This window comes from Streptomyces sp. NPDC001204 (assembly GCF_053598035.1).
In genome coordinates, this window is record NZ_JBSFJL010000003.1 from 82643 (window position 1) to 99030 (window position 16388).

General features: G+C 73.9%; 18 protein-coding genes and 1 pseudogene. 10 read left to right on the plus strand and 9 right to left on the minus strand.

The genetic code is table 11. The features are described 5' to 3' along the window. Positions 1-45: 45 nt before the first annotated feature. The 4 genes and pseudogenes from ACWC91_RS05795 to hmgA all read right to left on the minus strand — a co-directional run. A pseudogene (locus ACWC91_RS05795) lies at positions 46-192 on the minus strand (CoA transferase); the annotation flags it as partial. Between the two features lie 108 nt (positions 193-300). After that, positions 301-1473 (minus strand): type ISP restriction/modification enzyme, encoded by a 1173-nt coding sequence (locus tag ACWC91_RS05800; protein ID WP_281155278.1) that lies wholly within the window; start codon positions 1471-1473, stop codon positions 301-303. A gap of 26 nt (positions 1474-1499) precedes the next feature. Continuing rightward, a complete protein-coding gene (locus tag ACWC91_RS05805) occupies positions 1500-2249 on the minus strand; it encodes a GntR family transcriptional regulator (RefSeq protein WP_225076080.1) in 750 nt (249 codons plus the stop codon). 27 nt (positions 2250-2276) lie between these two features. Next, entirely contained in the window at positions 2277-3593 is a 1317-nt protein-coding gene (gene hmgA, locus ACWC91_RS05810) for a homogentisate 1,2-dioxygenase (protein ID WP_225076081.1), read from the minus strand. Positions 3594-3736: 143 nt separating this feature from the next. Between hmgA and ACWC91_RS05815 the strand changes: the two genes are divergently transcribed. The 7 genes from ACWC91_RS05815 to ACWC91_RS05845 all read left to right on the plus strand — a co-directional run bounded on the left by ACWC91_RS05815 (position 3737) and on the right by ACWC91_RS05845 (position 10875). Beyond that, positions 3737-4321 carry a hypothetical protein gene (locus ACWC91_RS05815; RefSeq protein ID WP_281155277.1) on the plus strand — a complete coding sequence of 195 codons (585 nt, stop codon included), beginning with the start codon at positions 3737-3739 and terminating at the stop codon, positions 4319-4321. A 67-nt stretch (positions 4322-4388) separates the two neighbouring features. Next, entirely contained in the window at positions 4389-5024 is a 636-nt protein-coding gene (locus ACWC91_RS05820; protein ID WP_225076083.1) for a TetR/AcrR family transcriptional regulator, read from the plus strand. 176 nt (positions 5025-5200) lie between these two features. Further along, the gene (locus ACWC91_RS05825; RefSeq protein WP_450643927.1) at positions 5201-5866 is read left to right on the plus strand and encodes a hypothetical protein; all 666 of its coding nucleotides are present in this window, start codon (positions 5201-5203) and stop codon (positions 5864-5866) included. After that, positions 5853-6650 carry a class F sortase gene (locus tag ACWC91_RS05830; protein WP_225076085.1) on the plus strand — a complete coding sequence of 266 codons (798 nt, stop codon included), beginning with the start codon at positions 5853-5855 and terminating at the stop codon, positions 6648-6650. Before ACWC91_RS05825 ends, ACWC91_RS05830 begins: the two co-directional genes overlap by 14 nt. A 223-nt stretch (positions 6651-6873) precedes the next feature. Next, positions 6874-8250 (plus strand): ABC transporter ATP-binding protein, encoded by a 1377-nt coding sequence (locus ACWC91_RS05835; protein ID WP_225076086.1) that lies wholly within the window; start codon positions 6874-6876, stop codon positions 8248-8250. Positions 8251-8389: 139 nt separating this feature from the next. After that, entirely contained in the window at positions 8390-9778 is a 1389-nt protein-coding gene (locus ACWC91_RS05840; RefSeq protein WP_281155275.1) for an aldehyde dehydrogenase family protein, read from the plus strand. A 14-nt stretch (positions 9779-9792) separates the two neighbouring features. Continuing rightward, the gene (locus ACWC91_RS05845; RefSeq protein ID WP_450643926.1) at positions 9793-10875 is read left to right on the plus strand and encodes a Zn-dependent alcohol dehydrogenase; all 1083 of its coding nucleotides are present in this window, start codon (positions 9793-9795) and stop codon (positions 10873-10875) included. 21 nt (positions 10876-10896) lie between these two features. Here the strand turns inward: ACWC91_RS05845 and ACWC91_RS05850 are convergent, their stop codons facing one another. From ACWC91_RS05850 to ACWC91_RS05860, 3 genes are all read right to left on the minus strand, one after another. Then, complete coding sequence (locus tag ACWC91_RS05850; protein ID WP_376502811.1) at positions 10897-11823, minus strand: DMT family transporter; 927 nt, start codon at positions 11821-11823, stop codon at positions 10897-10899. 75 nt (positions 11824-11898) lie between these two features. Then, entirely contained in the window at positions 11899-12633 is a 735-nt protein-coding gene (locus tag ACWC91_RS05855; protein WP_450725817.1) for an ArsR/SmtB family transcription factor, read from the minus strand. Positions 12634-12679: 46 nt separating this feature from the next. Then, entirely contained in the window at positions 12680-13321 is a 642-nt protein-coding gene (locus ACWC91_RS05860; RefSeq protein ID WP_225076091.1) for a TetR/AcrR family transcriptional regulator, read from the minus strand. A gap of 149 nt (positions 13322-13470) precedes the next feature. On the opposite strand from ACWC91_RS05860, the gene ACWC91_RS05865 reads away from it, so the two are divergent. Both ACWC91_RS05865 and ACWC91_RS05870 read left to right on the plus strand, forming a co-directional pair. Then, positions 13471-13758 (plus strand): YiaA/YiaB family inner membrane protein, encoded by a 288-nt coding sequence (locus ACWC91_RS05865; RefSeq protein ID WP_141362437.1) that lies wholly within the window; start codon positions 13471-13473, stop codon positions 13756-13758. A gap of 95 nt (positions 13759-13853) precedes the next feature. Beyond that, entirely contained in the window at positions 13854-14498 is a 645-nt protein-coding gene (locus ACWC91_RS05870; RefSeq protein WP_450644988.1) for a TetR/AcrR family transcriptional regulator, read from the plus strand. On the opposite strand, the gene ACWC91_RS05875 is transcribed toward ACWC91_RS05870, so the two are convergent. Next, positions 14495-14956, minus strand: a complete 462-nt coding sequence (locus ACWC91_RS05875) for a MaoC family dehydratase (protein ID WP_141362441.1) — start codon at positions 14954-14956, stop codon at positions 14495-14497. The genes ACWC91_RS05870 and ACWC91_RS05875 overlap by 4 nt on opposite strands. Before the next feature lie 111 nt (positions 14957-15067). On the opposite strand from ACWC91_RS05875, the gene soxR reads away from it, so the two are divergent. After that, complete coding sequence (gene soxR / locus ACWC91_RS05880) at positions 15068-15544, plus strand: redox-sensitive transcriptional activator SoxR (protein WP_141362443.1); 477 nt, start codon at positions 15068-15070, stop codon at positions 15542-15544. A 211-nt stretch (positions 15545-15755) separates the two neighbouring features. On the opposite strand, the gene ACWC91_RS05885 is transcribed toward soxR, so the two are convergent. After that, entirely contained in the window at positions 15756-16358 is a 603-nt protein-coding gene (locus tag ACWC91_RS05885; protein WP_281155271.1) for a hypothetical protein, read from the minus strand. Between the last annotated feature and the right edge of the window lie 30 nt (positions 16359-16388).

A 16388-nucleotide genomic window follows, 5' to 3' on the forward strand; every position in this document is an offset into this window, starting at 1 on the left:
CGGCACGCAGCGGTGCCCCGGTGTGCTGTCCGAGCGCGGGAACATCCCCCGCGCGAAGTCACCTCCGTCCACCCGCTCGACCTGACGAGCCGAGCCCCGAGATCGGCGAGCTGCCGGGCTGCGTAACGGCGCCGACACGGCCTGCCCGACAGCGGCCACGGTGACGTCCTCCAGAGGGCGGCGGAAGCTGATCCGCGCCCCGGACCACGACCCGCGGCCACCCCTTTGTCACCGGAGCGGATCATCCACCCGGGCGGGAGGATCGCCGCCGGGCGCCCGTCCACATCCGGCGGCGGCCCCTCAGATCAGGGTGAACTGACCCTCGGGGCCTTCCTCGCGGTGGTCGAGGACCGAGGCCGGCCGGCGGGCCGCGTCCGGCACCGGCAGGACCCCCGCGGACCGCAGGCCGGTCGCGGTGATCGCGTCCGCCACCTCCAACGCCTCCCGGCGCGGCCCCAGTTCGGCCAGCAGGGCGAGGACCGTGATCAGCTCAAGGAGCTCGGACGTCCACGCCTGCGGCCAGGCCGCAGGGCGGACGGCCGCCAGCGTGCCGGGTTCGCCCCGCGCGGTCCGCGCGGCGAACCACTGCTCCAGGACCCGCACCGAGCCGGTCTCGAAGTCCCAGGCCTGCGGCGGGACCGGGGAGACACGGCCCTCGTCGAGGTGCAGGGTCTCCTCGTCGCGGTCGTAGCGCAGGGTCAGCGGGCGTGCGGGCAGCGGGGCGCGGACGTAGGGGCGGCGGCCGCCGGGGAGCTTGGGGCGCTCGCCGTCGCGGCGCATCAGCCACAGCGCCCGGCGGCCCAGTTCCACTCCGGCCGCCCAGACTCCGGCGTCCCCGGTGAGCGGGACCACCGGGCCGTCCGGACCGGGGCGCGCCGCCGCGAGCGTCCAGGCGAGGACGTCCTCGGGGGCGGGGCGGTGCCCGAGGCGGGCGGCCAGGTGGTCCAGCAGGCCGGGCGCCAGGTTCGGCTCCGCCGCCCCCGGACGGCGGTACAGGGGCCGGATGCGTCCCGGACGCAGGACGGGCAGCAGGGACGTCGCCAGTAGGGGCGGTCCGGCGCCGGGCGCGGCGGCCGTCTCCGCCACGAAGACCTGCCGCGCGTCCGCCACCCGCCACAACTCGGGGCGGGCCGCGTCGATCAGACGGTGGTCGGGAATCAGCCACTGCTCGTCGAACGGCGCCACGAGCACACGCACCGGCTCCGGGCAGGGGCCCGAGGCGCGGATCAGTCTCCCGGTGCCGCCGGTCCGGCCCGGCAGCTGCCCGACGGCCGTGTAGGGCGTGCGCGAGCGCGTCGGCTCGAACAGGGCCTCCCGGTCGGGGCCCTCGGCCTTCAGCAGGGCCTCCCAGCGGGCCCTGAGACAGCCCGCGTCGGGAGCCACCGGCCACCCCCGGCCCAGCCGCGGCGGTGCGACGGACCACGGCATGAGGTCGGCCAGCGGCGGAGCGTCGTCGTGCGTCACGCCGGGCATCGTACGACCTGACCCGGACGGCCGGGTCAGGTGGCGTCGAGGGTGACCGTGAAGGAGAAACGGTCCCCCCGGTAGTGGATCACCGCCACGTCCAGCGGCCGCCCCGCCGCGTCGTAGGTGATCCCCGTGTAGTGCAGGATCGGGCTGAGCAGCGGGACCTGCAGCAGCCGCGCCGTCTCCGGATCGGCCAGCCGGGCCTGGACGGTGTCCGTGATCCGGCTGATGTCCGCGCCCACCACGTCCCGCAGCACCTTGGTCATCGGCCAGCGCACCAGATCCTCCGGCGTCATCCGGCGGGCCAGCTCCGGACGGACGTAGTTGCGGGCGTGGTTGGTCGGCTCACCGGTCTTCTCGTCGCCGCGCAGCCGGTGGTACGTCGCCACCTCGCCCAGATCCGGGAAGAACTCGGCCAGTTCGGCGGGCACCGTCTCCGTACCGTGGGCCAGCAGCTCGGTGGTCATACCGGACTGCTGGGCCACGATGGCGTCCACCGAGCCCAGCAGCCGCACCGGGGCACCCCGCCGGGCACCGGGCTCGATGAACGTGCCGCGCCGCCGGTGCCGGGTGATCAGCCCCTCGTCCTCCAGCTCCTTCAGCGCCTGCCGCATGGTCAGCACGCTCACGCCGTAGTGCCCCGCCAGTTGCTCCTCGGTGGGCAGGCGCAGCGGGTCCTGGGGCGAGCGGCCGAGGATCGAGGCGCGCAGCGACTGCGACACCTGGTACCACAGCGGCAACTTGCGGTTCAGGACGATCGAATCCGGGGCGAAGGAGGTCACGGTTCATCCGTACCGGTAGGGAATCGATCAGGGCAAGGGGCGGAAGTGACGCTCCAGCCCCTGCCAGACGTCGTCGTACCGTCGCTGAAGGTGCTCCGCTCCGGCAGCGTGCGGCGTGAGCGTCAGCGGCCAGCGCGTCTCGAACATGAACGCCAGCCCGTCGTCCACCTTGTGCGGCTTCAACTCCGCCGCGCTCGCCCTGTCGAAGGTCTCCCGGTCCGGACCGTGCGCCGACATCATGTTGTGCAGCGAGCCGCCGCCCGGCACGAAGCCCTCCGCCTTGGCGTCGTAGGCGCCCTCGATCAGGCCCATGTACTCGCTCATCACGTTCCGGTGGAAGTACGGCGGCCGGAAGGTGTCCTCGCCGACCAGCCAGCGCGGCGCGAAGACGACGAAGTCCACGCCGGCCAGGCCCGGGGTGTCGGAGGGCGAGGTCAGCACCGTGAAGATCGACGGGTCCGGGTGGTCGTACGAGATCGTGCCGATCACGTTGAAGCGGCGCAGGTCGTAGACGTACGGCACGAGATTGCCGTGCCAGGCCACCACGTCGAGCGGGGAGTGGTCGTAGGTGGCGGTCCACAGGTTGCCGCAGAACTTGTTCACCACCTCCACCGGGCCCTCGGTGTCCTCGTAGGCGGCGACCGGAGCGCGGAAGTCGCGGGCGTTGGCGAGGCCGTTGGCGCCGATGGGGCCGAGGTCGGGGAGGCGGAAGGGGGCGCCGTAGTTCTCGCAGACGTAGCCGCGGGCGGTGGCGTCGAGAAGCTCCACGCGGAAGCGCACCCCGCGCGGGATGAGCGCCACGTCGCCCGGCTCCGCGTGCAGCAGCCCGAACTCGGTGCGCAGCAGCAGCCCGCCGCGCTCCGGCACGATCAGCAGCTCGCCGTCCGCGTCGCTGAAGACGCGCTCCATCGAGGAGTCGGCGTGGTAGAGGTGCACGGCCACGCCCGTGCGCTGGGTGGCGTCGCCGTTGCCGCCCAGCGTCCACAGTCCGGCGAGGAAGTCCGTGCCGCGGGCGGGCTCCGGCAGCGGGTTCCAGCGCAGCCGGTTCGGGTCGGGCACCGTCTCGGTGAACGGCGCCGTGCGGATCGTGCCGTTGCCGGTCCGGGTGAACGCCGGGTGCGCGGCCGACGGGCGGATCCGGTACAGCCACGAGCGGCGGTTGTGGGCCCGCGGCTCGGTGAACGCCGTACCGCTGAGCTGCTCCGCGTACAGCCCGAGCGGGGCGCGCTGCGGGGAGTTGCGGCCCTCGGGCAGCGCGCCCGGAACCGCCGCGGAACCGTGCTCGTTGCCGAACCCGGAGAGGTAGGTCAGTTTCTCGGCGGTCTTGCGTGCGTCCCCGCTCATGATCGCTCCCTTGCAACCTGATTCCTATGGAACACCGTAGGATTGGGCTTTCCGGGGCGCAAGACCCCCTACTCCGGGCGGAGGGCAGAACCCGACCTCAGGGGGATCCGGTGGGTCCGGCCGCTGCTCTAGGCTCCCCAGTCATGTCGTCGTGGACGCGGGGATCACTCGCTGCGCTCGCGGTCTGTGCCCTGCTCCTCGCCGGGCCGGCGGGCTGTGGACCGGAGGGCGCGCACGGGCCCGTGGACGGGAAGCCGCCCGAGCCCGTGGGCAAGCTCCTCGACCACACCGACGAGGAGGGCCGGCGCTACCGCGAGGTGGACCGGAAGAGCGCCCCCGAGGTCCGTGTCGAGGTGCGGCCGGACACCGACGGCGACTGGGACGTACGGCTGGCCGTGCGCCGCTTCCGCTTCTCCCCGGACGGCACGGCCCGGGCGACGGCCGGGCGCGGCCTCGCCCAACTGCTGGTGGACGGCCGGCTCGTCGTCCGTCTGCGCGCCCCGGAGTACCGCCTCTCCGGCCGGTTCGTCCCCCACGGCACCCATCACGTCACCGTCCGCCTCTACGCCGACGACGGCACGGTCTGGGCGGTCGGGGGCCGTCCGGTCCAGAGCACGGCCGACATCACGGCCGCGCCCCCGGAAGCGGCGGAAGCGCCGGAGCCGCCGGAGCCGTCCCGGTCCGTGTCTCCGAAGGCACCCGCCCCGGCCGCGTCCCCGAAGCCGTAGCGGGGTCGCGGTCCGGCCCGCCGGGGGCGCGCTTCACCCGCTCGTCGGGGGAGGGCATGATGAAGCCGTGTCCCACCCGACCCCGCTTCGCCGTGCGCCCGTGCAGCGGCGCAGTGCCGAACGGCTGACCAGGATCCTCGACGCCTGCGCCGATCTCCTCGACGAGGTCGGCTACGACGCGCTGACCACGCGTGCCGTCGCGGAGCGCGCCGGTGTGCCCATCGGCTCGGTCTACCGGTTCTTCGGCAACAAGCGCGCGATGGCGGACGCGCTCGCCCAGCGCAACCTCGACCGGTACACCGAGCGCGTCGCGGAGCGGCTGAAGGAGGCGAAACAGGAGGGGGAGGCGGGGAAGGCGGGGAGCGGCGGATGGCGTGCCGCCATGGACGCCGTCCTGGACGAGTACCTGGCCATGAAGCGGACCGCCCCCGGGTTCTCCCTCGTCGACTTCGGCAACCAGATCCCCGTCGGCGCGCGCTACGCCGAACCCAACCACCGCGTCGCCGACCGGCTCACGGATCTCCTGTCCGGCTATCTGCGCCGCCCGCCCGACGACGACCTGCGGCGCACCTTCCTGATCGCCGTCGAGACCGCCGACACCCTGGTCCAACTCGCCTTCCGCGTCGACGCGCAGGGCGACGAGCGGATCATCGGGGAGATGCGGCGGATGCTGCGTGCCTACCTGGCGCGGGTGCTGGACTGAGGTCGGTTTCCCGTTGCCGTGAGGTCCCGGCGGGGAGGGGCGGGAAACGGTTGCGCCGGGCGGGGGAAAGCTGACGGCGCGTCGGGTGCCGGTCGCTTCGCGACGCGAACGCATGTGAAAGACAGTCAGATGAAAGAGCGATTTGTATGAAAATCGTCTGACTCGGAGGAACACGCATGTCCACCCTGACAAACCCACGCACCTTCGGCTCCCGCGTCGGCGCCGTCGCCCTGACGGCCCTGACCGCGGCCGGTGCCACGTGGCTGGCGGCACCGTCCGCCATGGCCCAGGGGGAAGCCGGCGACATCAAGATCCATCGGGTGGGCGTGCCCTTCGGAGTCTCGAAGGACGACCCCGTGGTATGCCGGTTCTACCTGGACGCCGCCAACTTCGACGTCCTGCCCAGCATCGGCTACAGCATCCAGCCGCAGCCACCGCTGCCCAACAGCGCCACCGTCACCGGCACCATCGCCCTGGGCGCCGGCGCGGGCCACACCGACCCGCTGGGGCTCGCCGACGGGCAGTACAAGATCACCTGGACCGTCGCCGGCACTCCCAAGGAGAAGATCTTCCGCGTCAACTGCCGCGGGGACCACGGCTGGCACGCGGGGGCGCATGGTCCCGGCGGCCGGATCGAGGACCCGGGCCGCAACGAGGGCGTGGGCTACGGCCGCGGCGACCACGGCGGTCCGCTGGGCGGCGTCCACGCGGGCGGCGGTGGTCTCGCCTCGTCGGTCGCGGCCTTCTCGCCGGTGACCGGGGCGGCGGCCGTGGGTCTGGTCGTGGTCAGCGGGGTCGTGTACACGCGGCTGGCCCGCCGGCGCCTGCATGGCGCCGCGTAGGCGCAGACGCAGGCCCTGGTACCGGACCCGCGCCTACCGCCTGGCCAGGACGACCGTGCTCGCGGTCGTCCTGGTCACGGCCGGGAACCGGTGCGGTGGGCAGCACGACGGCACCGCGCCGGAGCGAGCCGCCGGGCCGGGCGCCGTGGCCCCGGCCCACCCGGATCCCTCCGGTGCGGGGGGCGACGGGGAGGACGGCGGCAGGGCGGACGGCCGCGCCCCGGCACGCGGCGATTCCGGCACGGACGGTTCGAACGGCGACGGCCCGGACCGCGGCGGGTCTCCCTCGCCACGTCCCGGATCCTCCTCGCGCCCGCCCGCGCCGCTGCCCCGGTCCCGTGCGACCACCCTGCGCATCCCCTCCCTCGGCGTCGACGCGCCCATCATCGGGGTCGGCCTCGACGGCGACCGGGAGCTCCAGACACCACCGGTCGACAAGCCCAAGCTCGTCGGCTGGTACGACGGCGGCCCCACGCCCGGGGAGCCCGGCACGGCGGTCGCGGTCGGGCACCGCGACACCAGGACCGGCGCCGCCGTCTTCGCCGGGCTCGGCCGGCTCGGGCCGGGCCACCGCATCGAGGTCCGGCGCGAGGACGGCCGCACCGCCGTCTACACCGTCGACAAGGTACGGGTCTTCGACAAGGACCGCTTCCCGGACAAGGAGGTGTACGGCACTTCCCGCCGCTCCGAACTCCGCGTGATCACCTGCGGCGGCCTCTACACCCACAGAGCCGGCTACTCCAGCAACGTCGTCGTCTTCGCCCACCTGACCTCGACGACCTGACACCGGGAGGCGCGGCGGGCGGGTGGCCCACGGCCGGCCGCCCGCCCTGAACATGATCGTCCGCTTTCTCGCCCGGCGGACGGTGGCGTCCGATCCTGCCCGGTCTCTTCCCCCCGGCGCGCACATTCCGTTAACTTCCGTGACTCATACGCCCCGTACGACCCGCACGAGGCGTTCGACCCGCGGAGCCTCAGTGCTCTGGTGAGTCCCGGGGGAATGCCTCATGACACGCGCCATCTCTCTGCACGACGTGAGCAAGACCTACGCCAAGGGCGTCCGCGTGGTGGACCGCCTCTCGCTCGACATCGCGCCCGGCGAGTTCCTCGTGCTGCTCGGGCCCTCCGGCTGCGGGAAGTCCACCGTGCTCAGGATGATCGCCGGGCTGGAGGAGATCACCGAGGGGCAGTTGCTGCTCGACGGCGAGTACGGCAACGATCTGCCGCCCTCCGGCCGGGACATGGCGATGGTCTTCCAGAACTTCGCGCTCTACCCGAACATGACCAGCCGCGACAACATCGGCTTCCCGCTGCGCATCGAGTCGCCCGGCGCGGACCCCGCCGGGCGCGTCGACGCCACCGCCCGGATGCTGGGCATCGAGGACCTCCTCGACCGCTTCCCCAGCCAGCTCTCCGGCGGCGAACGCCAGCGCGTCGCCATGGGCCGCGCGATCTCCCGGCACCCCTCCGCCTTCCTGATGGACGAGCCGCTGTCCAACCTCGACGCCAAGCTCCGCAACCATCTGCGCGCCGAAATATCGAAACTGACCCGGGAGCTGGGCGTCACCACGGTCTACGTCACCCATGACCAGTCCGAGGCCATGTCCCTGGGCGACCGGGTCGCCGTCCTGCGCGGCGGCGTCCTCCAGCAGGTGGACACCCCCCGCGCGGTGTACGCCCTGCCCCGCAACGTCTTCGTGGCCGCCTTCATCGGCACCCCGCGCATCAACCTGCTGCGCGGCCTGGTCCGCGCCCCGCTCGACGGCGCCATGACCATCAGCCTGGGAAAGCAGTTCCTGCGCCTGCCCGAACCCCTTTCCCTGGACCACCAGTTGCTGCGCGTGCAGCAGGGCCGCGAAGTGATCGTGGGGCTGCGCTCGGAGGCCGTTCGGATCGCCCCCAGGTTCTCGGCCTCGTCCCGGCGCACGGGAGCACCCGCGCCCGTCGCCCGGCCCGGGGAGGTGACGATCACCGGGCTGGTGGAGCACATGGAGTTCCAGGGCCACGAGGTCCTCGTCCACTTCAACACCGGCTCCCGCCCCGCCGTCGTGCCCGATCTGGAGGCCCCGCGTCCCACCCGGCGCCCGACCCGGCGGCGCCGGCGCGAGGGCACGGTCCTGAACCGGCTGCGCGACCGGGCGGGCGCCCTGCGCGCGGGACCCGTGGTGGTGCTGGAGCACCCCGCCGGACCCGCGCCGGACCCGGTCGCCGCGCCGGAGCCCCGCCTGCCCGGCGACCTGGTCGTGCGGACCACGCCGGACATCGAACTGAGGCACGGGATGCAGGTGCCGCTCCTGGTCGACCTCGCCCGCCTGTTCGTCTTCGACCAGCGCGGCGAGCGCATCTGCCCGGCCCCGGACCGGCTGCCCGACCTGGAGGAGTGAAGGGGGCCCCGGCAGGACGAGGGGCGCGCGGCCGAGGGAAGGCTACCGGCGCTAGTTTATGGGCTGTCAGTAGCTTGTTCCCGCGGATGCTTGTTCACGCGGACGAGACCGGCGACGGCCCCCGCCCCGGAGGAGCACGATGAAGGCACACGACGGCATGTACATCGACGGCGCCTGGCGTCCCGCCGCGGGCCGGGACGTCATCGAGGTGGTGAACCCGGCCGACGAGCGGGTGATCGGCACCGTGCCCGCGGGCACCGCCGAGGACGTCGACGCGGCCGTACGCGCGGCCCGCGCCGCCCTGCCCGGCTGGTCCGCGACTCCGCCCGCCGAGCGGGCCGCCCGCCTGGCCGCGCTGCGGGACGCGCTGGCGGCCCGCGAGGAGGAGATCGCCGAGACCGTCACCGCCGAACTCGGTTCGCCGCTCGCCTTCTCCCGGACGGTCCACGCGGGCATGCCGATCGCGGTCGCCGGCTTCTACGCCGGCCTCGCGGCGACGTACGCCTTCGAGGAGAAGGTCGGCAACTCCACCGTGTACCACGAGCCGGTCGGCGTGGTCGGCGCGATCACCCCCTGGAACTACCCCCTGCACCAGATCGTCGCCAAGGCCGCCCCCGCGCTGGCCGCGGGCTGCACCGTCGTCCTCAAGCCCGCCGAGGACACCCCGCTCACCGCCCGGCTGTTCGCCGGGGCGGTCGACGAGGCCGGGCTGCCGGCGGGCGTGTTCAACCTGGTCACCGGCGTCGGCCCGGTCGCGGGACAGGCGCTCGCCGAGCACCCGGACGTGGACCTGGTCTCCTTCACCGGATCCACGGCCGTCGGCAGGCGGATCGGCGCGATCGCGGGCGCCGCCGTCAAGAAGGTCGCCCTGGAACTGGGCGGCAAGTCCGCCAACGTCATCCTGCCCGGCGCCGACCTGGCCAGGGCGGTGAACGTCGGCGTCGCCAACGTCATGTCCAACTCCGGCCAGACGTGCAGCGCCTGGACCCGCATGCTGGTCCACCGCGACCAGTACGACGAGGCGGTCGCCCTGGCCGCGACGGCCGCCGCCAAGTACGGCGAGCGCATCGGTCCCGTGGTGAACGCCAAGCAGCGTGCGCGGGTGCGCGATTACATCGAGAAGGGCGTCGCCGAGGGCGCCCGCCTCGTCGCGGGCGGCCCCGGATCCCCGCGCGAACGGGGCTACTTCGTCAGCCCCACCGTCCTGGCCGACGTCACCCCCGAGATGACCGTCGCCCAGGAGGAGATCTTCGGCCCGGTCCTCTCCATCCTCCGCTACGACGACGAGGAGGACGCCCTGCGCATCGCCAACGGCACGGTCTACGGCCTCGCCGGCGCCGTCTGGGCGGGCGACGAGGCGGAGGCGGTGGCCTTCGCCCGCCGGCTGGACACCGGCCAGGTCGACATCAACGGCGGCCGCTTCAACCCCCTCGCCCCCTTCGGCGGTTACAAGCAGTCCGGCGTGGGCCGCGAACTCGGCACGCACGGCCTCACCGAATACCTCCAGACCAAGTCCCTCCAGTTCTAAGGGAGTCACGTCTCATGGCCGTACGTGCCGCCGTCCTGCCCGCTGTCGGCTCGCCGTTGGAGATCACCGGGATCGAGTTGCCGGAGCCGGGGCCCGGACGGGTTCGTGTCCGGCTCGCCGCCGCCGGGGTCTGCCACTCCGATCTGTCCCTGACGAACGGCACCCTGCGGGTGCCGGTGCCCGCCGTTCTCGGTCATGAGGGCGCCGGGACCGTCGTCGCGGTCGGCGAGGGCGTCACCCGGGTCGCGCCGGGGGACACGGTGGTGCTCAACTGGGCGCCGTCCTGCGGGAACTGCCACGCCTGCTCGCTCGGCGAGGTCTGGCTGTGCGCCAACGCGATGAACGGCGCCGCCGACGTCCACGCCCGCACCGCCGACGGCACCGCACTGCACCCCGGCCTGAACGTCGCCGCCTTCGCCGAGGAGACGGTGGTCGCCGCCTCCTGCGTGCTGCCCCTCCCGGACGGCGTCCCGGTCATCGACGCCGCGCTCCTCGGCTGCGCCGTCCTCACCGGCTACGGCGCCGTCCACCACGCGGCGAAGGTGCGTCCCGGTGAGACGGTCGCGGTGTTCGGCGTCGGCGGAGTGGGCCTCGCCACCCTCCAGGCCGCCCGGATCGCCGGCGCCGGGAGGATCGTCGCCGTGGACGTCTCCCCGGAGAAGGAGGAACTCGCCCGCCGGGCGGGTGCCACCGACTTCCTCCCGGCCACCGGCGACACCCCCCGCGAGATCCGCGCCCTCACCGGGAAACAGGGGGTCGACGCCGCTGTGGAGTGCGTGGGCCGCGCGGTCACCATCCGCGCCGCCTGGGAGTCCACCCGCCGCGGCGGCCGCACGACGGTCGTCGGCATCGGCGGCAAGGACGAGCAGGTCACCTTCAACGCCCTGGAAATCTTCCACTGGGGCCGTACCCTGACCGGCTGCGTCTACGGCAACTCGGATCCGGCCAGGGACCTGCCCGTGCTCGCCGGACACGTCCGCACCGGCCGGCTCGACCTGGCCGCCCTGGTCACCGACCGGATCTCCCTGGACGACATCCCGGCCGCCTTCGAGAACATGCTGGCCGGCAAGGGCGGCCGGGCGCTGGTGGTGTTCTGAGGCCCGCCGCTCGTCCCGGGGTCAGGACACGCGTTCCGGCCGGGGCTCCTCGCGCGCCGTCCGGGAGGTCCGGCGGTGCGGACGGGAGCGGGAGACCGCCACTCCGGCCAGGCACAGGGCCCCGCCCGCCAGGGTCACCGGACCCGGCACCTCACCCAGCGCCAGCCACGACATCAGCACGACCAGGGCCGGGACGGCGTACGTCGTCGCGCCCATCCGGCTCGCGGTCGTGCGGGACAGCGCGTAGGCCCAGGTCGTGAACGCGAGCGCGGTCGGGAACACGCCCAGATAGACCATGTTGAGCGTGGCCGGCAGCGGGGCGCGGGCGGACTCGTGGAGGAGTTGGCCGCTGAACGGGAGGCAGACGACCGCGCCGACCAGGCACCCGAACGTCGTCACCTGCAACACGCTCGCCCGGCCCAGCGCCGGCTTCTGGGCGACGACCCCGGAGGCGTACGCGACCGCCGCCAGCAGGCACAGCACCACGCCCAGCACCGAGGATCCGCCCCCGCCCGACATCGACAGGCCCACGGTCACCGCCCCCGCGAACGACACCGCCATGCCCGCCAGCAGCCGCGGCGGCATCGGATCCCCCAGCAGCCGTGCCCCGAGCAGCGCGATCAGCAGCGGGCCGACATTGACCACCAGCGCCGCGGTCCCGGCGTCCACCTGCTGCTCGCCCCAGTTCAGGGCCACCATGTAGAAGCCGAACCACAGCAGCCCGGATATCGCGATCCCGCGCCACGCGGCCCGCGGCGGCCACCCCTCCCGCCGCACCAGGCAGATCGCGCCCAGCGTCAGGGCTCCGGCCAGCAGCCGCCCGAGGGCCAGCGCGCCCGGCGAGTACGCGGCACCCGCGCTGCGGATCGAGACGAAGGCGGAGGCCCACAGCACCACGGTGACCGTGGCGGCCGCGGCGGCCAGGCGGGACGGGGAGACGTTCATCATGCTTCCTGAGGTTAGGTGGGCAGGGGCGGGCGGGGCTCGCGGATTTCGGACGGCCAGTACCGGCCGGCGGCGCGCTCAGCGCAGCGCCGCCGTCTCGATCCCCAGCAGGCCGGACAGGGCGCGCTCGCCGGCCGGGGTGACCTTGACGGCGCGCTCCGAGCCGATGCGCACGCACCAGCCCGCGTCGAAGGCGTGCCGGCACAGGGCCGCGCCGGCGGCCCCCGCGAGATGGGGGCGCCGTTCCGTCCAGTCGAGGCAGGCCCGGACCAGCGGGCGCCGCCCCGCGCGGTCCAGGCCGATGCCCGTCGTGCCGAACCAGGCCAGCCCGGCGTCCGTGAGCGCGAAGCCGAGGTCCTGGCGCAGCAGTCCGCGCGCGGTGAGCGCGTCGGTGAGCGCGATGCCGAGCCGCCCGGCGAGATGGTCGTAGCAGGTGCGCCCGCGGGCCATCGCCGAGCCGGCGCTCGACTCCCGCAGTGTGCGCGGCCGGCGCGCGGCCCGCGGGGCGGCCTGGGCGGCCAGGTCCTCCACGAGCTGGGCGACCCGCGCGTCGGCCAGGCGCACGTACCGGTGCCGGCCCTGCCGCTCCTCGGTGAGCAGCCCGCCCGCGACGAGCTTGCCCAGGTGCTCGCTGAGCGTGGACGCGGCGACGCCCGCGTGCCGGGCCAGTTCGCCGGCCGTCCACGCCCGCCCGTCGAGCAGCGCCAGCAGGCACGCGGCCCGCGTCTCGTCGGCGATGAGCCCGGCGAGCGCGGCCAGCGGTGGTGCCACGGGTTCCTGGCGCCGGGTCCGTATCCGTTCTCCGGTGCTCATGAAGCCAGCATGGGACACGGACGCTTCGGCGCGCGCCGAAGCGTGCTCACGTGCTCCGCCCCACCTGCTCGTACTGCCGCGCCAGCCCGTCCAGCAGCGCCGCGAGGCCGGTCTCGAAGGCCCGTTCGTCGATCTTCTCCTGCTGCTCGGCCAGCAGATGGGCCTGCCCGAGACGCGGATAGTCGGCCGGGTCGTAGGCCCCGGCGTCGTCCACGAAGCCCCCGGCGAAGGAGCCGAGCGCGGAGCCCATGATGAAGTACCGCATCAGCGCGCCGATGGAGGTCGCCTGCGCCGGTGGCCAGCCCGCGTCGACCATCGCGCCGTAGACCGCGTCGGCCAGCCGCAGCGCGGCGGGACGGCGGCCGGGGCCGCGGGCGAGGACCGGAACGATGTTCGGGTGGTCGCGCAGGGCGGCCCGGTAGGACACGGCCCAGTCGTGCAGCGCGGTCCGCCAGTCCCGGCCGTCCTCGAACATCGACAGGTCCACCTGGGCGCTCACCGAGTCCGCGACCGCCTCCAGGATCTCGTCCTTGGTCCGGAAGTGGTTGTAGAGAGAGGGCCCGCTCACCCCCAGCTCGGCGGCGAGCCGGCGGGTGGAGACGGCCGCCAGGCCCTCCGCGTCCACGAGCTCCCGCGCCGTCGCGACGATGCGGCCGGTGCTGAGGAGCGGGGTGCGGGGTCGGGCCATGGCGGACATCGTAGAGCCGCGGGATCGAACAGGCGGCGCCCGCGCGGGCGGGCGTTCCGGGCCCCGGCCCCGGCAGCCGGAATTCTGAGTACGCGAGCTGAGTATCCCGGCGGATGCGGCGGCGGGCCCGCGGGCCGACGCTGGTCGCCATGAGTGACACACCGGTCAAGCAGCAGAGCACCGCCGCCTTCTACGGCCAGGCGGTCGCCTCCTTCGGCATCGCCATGGCGGCCACCGCCATCGGCATCTTCAGGCTGAACGCCGACGCCTGGGTGCGCGCCTTCCTCGCCATCGCCGTCCTGTACCTTGTCACCTCCGCGTTCACGCTCGCCAAGGTGGTCAGGGACCGCCAGGAGGCCGGCCGGATCGTCAGCCGGGTCGACCAGGCACGGCTGGAGAAGCTGCTCTCCGAACACGATCCCTTCGAGAAGCTGTGAGACCGCGGTCCGCCCCACACCGTCGGCCCGCAGGCTAAGCGAGCGCTCACCCTCGGCGGTATGGTGGACCCCCTGACGCGAAAGAGGGGCGAGCGATGACTACGGCGGAGGAGACGGCCGGCGGTGACCCGCAGCCGTGGGGCGAGGTCACCCCCGACGCGGCCCGGCGGCTGCTCGTGGCCGCCGTGGAGGCCTTCGCCGAACGGGGCTACCACGCGACGACGACCCGCGACATCGCGGGCCGGGCCGGAATGAGCCCGGCCGCCCTCTACATCCACTACCGGACCAAGGAAGAACTGCTCCACCGCATCAGCCGGATCGGCCACGAGAAGGCGCTGGAGATCCTGCGCACCGCCGCCCGGCGCGAGGGCGGCGCGACCGAGCGGCTCGCCGACGCCGTCAGCTCCTTCGTGCGCTGGCACGCGGGCGGGCGCACCACCGCCCGGGTCGTGCAGTACGAACTGGACTCGCTCGGTCCGGACGCCCGCGCGGAGATCCTCGCACTGCGCCGCCAGGTCGACGCCGAGGTGCGCGGGATCATCGAGGACGGCGTCGCCTCGGGCGAGTTCGACGTGCCGGACGTGCGCGGCACCACGCTTGCCGTGCTCTCCCTGTGCATCGACGTCGCCCGCTGGTTCAACCTCGACGGCCCCCGTACCCCCGAGGAGGTCGGCGCGCTGTACGCCGACCTCGTGCTGCGGATGGTCGGGGCCGGCGGGCGCCCACCCGAGAGGCCCTAGAAGTAGTACCGCACCACCGACTCCGCCACGCACACCGGCTTGTCGCCGCCCTCGCGCTCCACGGTGAAGGCGACGGTCACCTGCACCCCGCCCGGCACGTCGTCCACGCCGGTGATCACGGCGGTGGACCGCAGCCGTGAGCCGACCGGGACGGGGGCGGGGAAGCGGACCTTGTTGGTGCCGTAGTTGACGCCCATCCGCACGCCCTCGACCGCGATCAGCCGCGGCCCGAAGAGCGGGAGCAGCGACAGGGTCAGATAGCCGTGGGCGATGGTCGTGCCGAAGGGGCCCGCGGCGGCCTTCTCCGGGTCCACGTGGATCCACTGGTGGTCGCCGGTCGCGTCGGCGAACAGGTCGATCCGCTTCTGGTCGATCTCCAGCCAGTCGGTGTACCCCAGCCGCTCGCCCACCGCCGCCCTGAGTTCGTCGGGGGACGTGAAGATCCTCGGCTCCGCCATGTGTCCGGCCTCCCGCCTCGCGGTCGAAGTCTAAGCAACTGCTTAGCATGGCCGGGTCCGGGGCCCCTGTCAACGGACCGGGCGGGTGACGCGGTGGGTAGGCTCTGAGGGGTGCCCCAGATCCCCGAGAAGATCCACGAGCTGACCGTCGGCCAGCTGTCGGCCCGCAGCGGCGCCGCCGTCTCCGCCCTGCACTTCTACGAGTCCAAGGGTCTGATCAGCAGCCGCCGCACATCGGGCAACCAGCGCCGCTACTCCCGCGACGCGCTGCGCCGGGTCGCCTTCGTCCGGGCGGCGCAGCGCGTGGGCATCCCGCTCGCCACGATCCGTGAGGCGCTCGCCCGGCTCCCCGAGGAGCGCACTCCCACCCGGGAGGACTGGGCCCGCCTCTCCGAGGCCTGGCGCTCCGAACTCGACGAGCGCATCAGGCAGCTCAACCGCCTGCGCGACCACCTCACCGACTGCATCGGCTGCGGCTGCCTGTCCCTGGACACCTGCGTGCTGTCCAACCCGGACGACGTCTTCGGCGAACGTCTGACGGGCTCGCGCCTGATGGCGGAGCGGGGGAGCGGCGCCGGCCGCGCGTAGTCCCCCCGAGGCCGGCGGCAGCGCATCCTGGCGGAACCGGCCGCCGCCGCGCCGCACCCCCCCGCACCCCCCCGGACCGCCCCGCGAGGCGCGCCGGTCCGTCCCGTGCCCACGGGCACCGGCGGTCCCCGGCCGCCGGGCGGACTCCGAGGCGCCCCGTCATCCGTCCGGCAGGACCGGCGCACCTCACCTCAAGGGCCTGCCGTCGTGGTCAGGCGGACATCAGCAGCCGCCCCCGCCTGGCGTACGCCAGGGCCTCCGGCGTGAGAACGGGCAGCGGGACCAGGATCCCGCAGTCCGCGCAGACCGGGCCGGACGACGGCTCGTGATCCAGGTCGTACGTCCAGGCCAGCCGCTCGCCGCCGCACACCGGGCACGCCGCGCCCGGTTCGCGCTCCAGCGCGGCGATCAGCCGGCTCAGCACCTCGGCCAGCGGTTCCCTCGGGTGCACCCGGGGGTCGTCGCACCAGGCGACCCCGAAGCCGCCCCAGGTCATCCGGTGCCAGTCGTCCACGCTGCCCGGCCTGCGCAGCCCGTCGTGCTTCTCCTGCTTACGGCGCCTGGCGAACCCGGCCTCGTAGTCGAGCCACACCGAACGCGCTTCTTCCAGTTCGTCCAGTGCGGCCACGAGCCGCACCGGATCGGGGGACCTGTCCTCGGGACCGAACCCGGCCCGGGAGCACAGATGGTCCCAGGTCGCCCTGTGCCCATAGGGAGCGAACCGCTCGAGGCACTTGCGCAGCGAGTAACGCCGCAGCGCCAGATCGCACCGCGGGTCCCTCACCTGTCTCGCCAGACTCCGGAAACCGGCCATCGCCCTGCACCTCCGTCACACCTGCATCCG

Excerpts from the sequence above, each read along its gene's own strand:
- ACWC91_RS05800 (WP_281155278.1), bottom strand. The coding sequence starts at position 1,473 with ATGCCCGGCGTGACGCACGACGACGCTCCGCCGCTGGCCGACCTCATG.
- ACWC91_RS05865 (WP_141362437.1), top strand. The coding sequence starts at position 13,471 with ATGAGTGACACACCGGTCAAGCAGCAGAGCACCGCCGCCTTCTACGGC.
- ACWC91_RS05840 (WP_281155275.1), top strand. The coding sequence starts at position 8,390 with ATGAAGGCACACGACGGCATGTACATCGACGGCGCCTGGCGTCCCGCC.
- ACWC91_RS05845 (WP_450643926.1), top strand. The coding sequence starts at position 9,793 with ATGGCCGTACGTGCCGCCGTCCTGCCCGCTGTCGGCTCGCCGTTGGAG.
- ACWC91_RS05855 (WP_450725817.1), bottom strand. The coding sequence starts at position 12,633 with ATGAGCACCGGAGAACGGATACGGACCCGGCGCCAGGAACCCGTGGCA.
- ACWC91_RS05850 (WP_376502811.1), bottom strand. The coding sequence starts at position 11,823 with ATGATGAACGTCTCCCCGTCCCGCCTGGCCGCCGCGGCCGCCACGGTC.
- ACWC91_RS05885 (WP_281155271.1), bottom strand. The coding sequence starts at position 16,358 with ATGGCCGGTTTCCGGAGTCTGGCGAGACAGGTGAGGGACCCGCGGTGC.
- ACWC91_RS05860 (WP_225076091.1), bottom strand. The coding sequence starts at position 13,321 with ATGGCCCGACCCCGCACCCCGCTCCTCAGCACCGGCCGCATCGTCGCG.
- ACWC91_RS05875 (WP_141362441.1), bottom strand. The coding sequence starts at position 14,956 with ATGGCGGAGCCGAGGATCTTCACGTCCCCCGACGAACTCAGGGCGGCG.
- ACWC91_RS05870 (WP_450644988.1), top strand. The coding sequence starts at position 13,854 with ATGACTACGGCGGAGGAGACGGCCGGCGGTGACCCGCAGCCGTGGGGC.
- ACWC91_RS05815 (WP_281155277.1), top strand. The coding sequence starts at position 3,737 with ATGTCGTCGTGGACGCGGGGATCACTCGCTGCGCTCGCGGTCTGTGCC.
- ACWC91_RS05825 (WP_450643927.1), top strand. The coding sequence starts at position 5,201 with ATGTCCACCCTGACAAACCCACGCACCTTCGGCTCCCGCGTCGGCGCC.
- hmgA (WP_225076081.1), bottom strand. The coding sequence starts at position 3,593 with ATGAGCGGGGACGCACGCAAGACCGCCGAGAAACTGACCTACCTCTCC.
- ACWC91_RS05835 (WP_225076086.1), top strand. The coding sequence starts at position 6,874 with ATGACACGCGCCATCTCTCTGCACGACGTGAGCAAGACCTACGCCAAG.
- ACWC91_RS05830 (WP_225076085.1), top strand. The coding sequence starts at position 5,853 with ATGGCGCCGCGTAGGCGCAGACGCAGGCCCTGGTACCGGACCCGCGCC.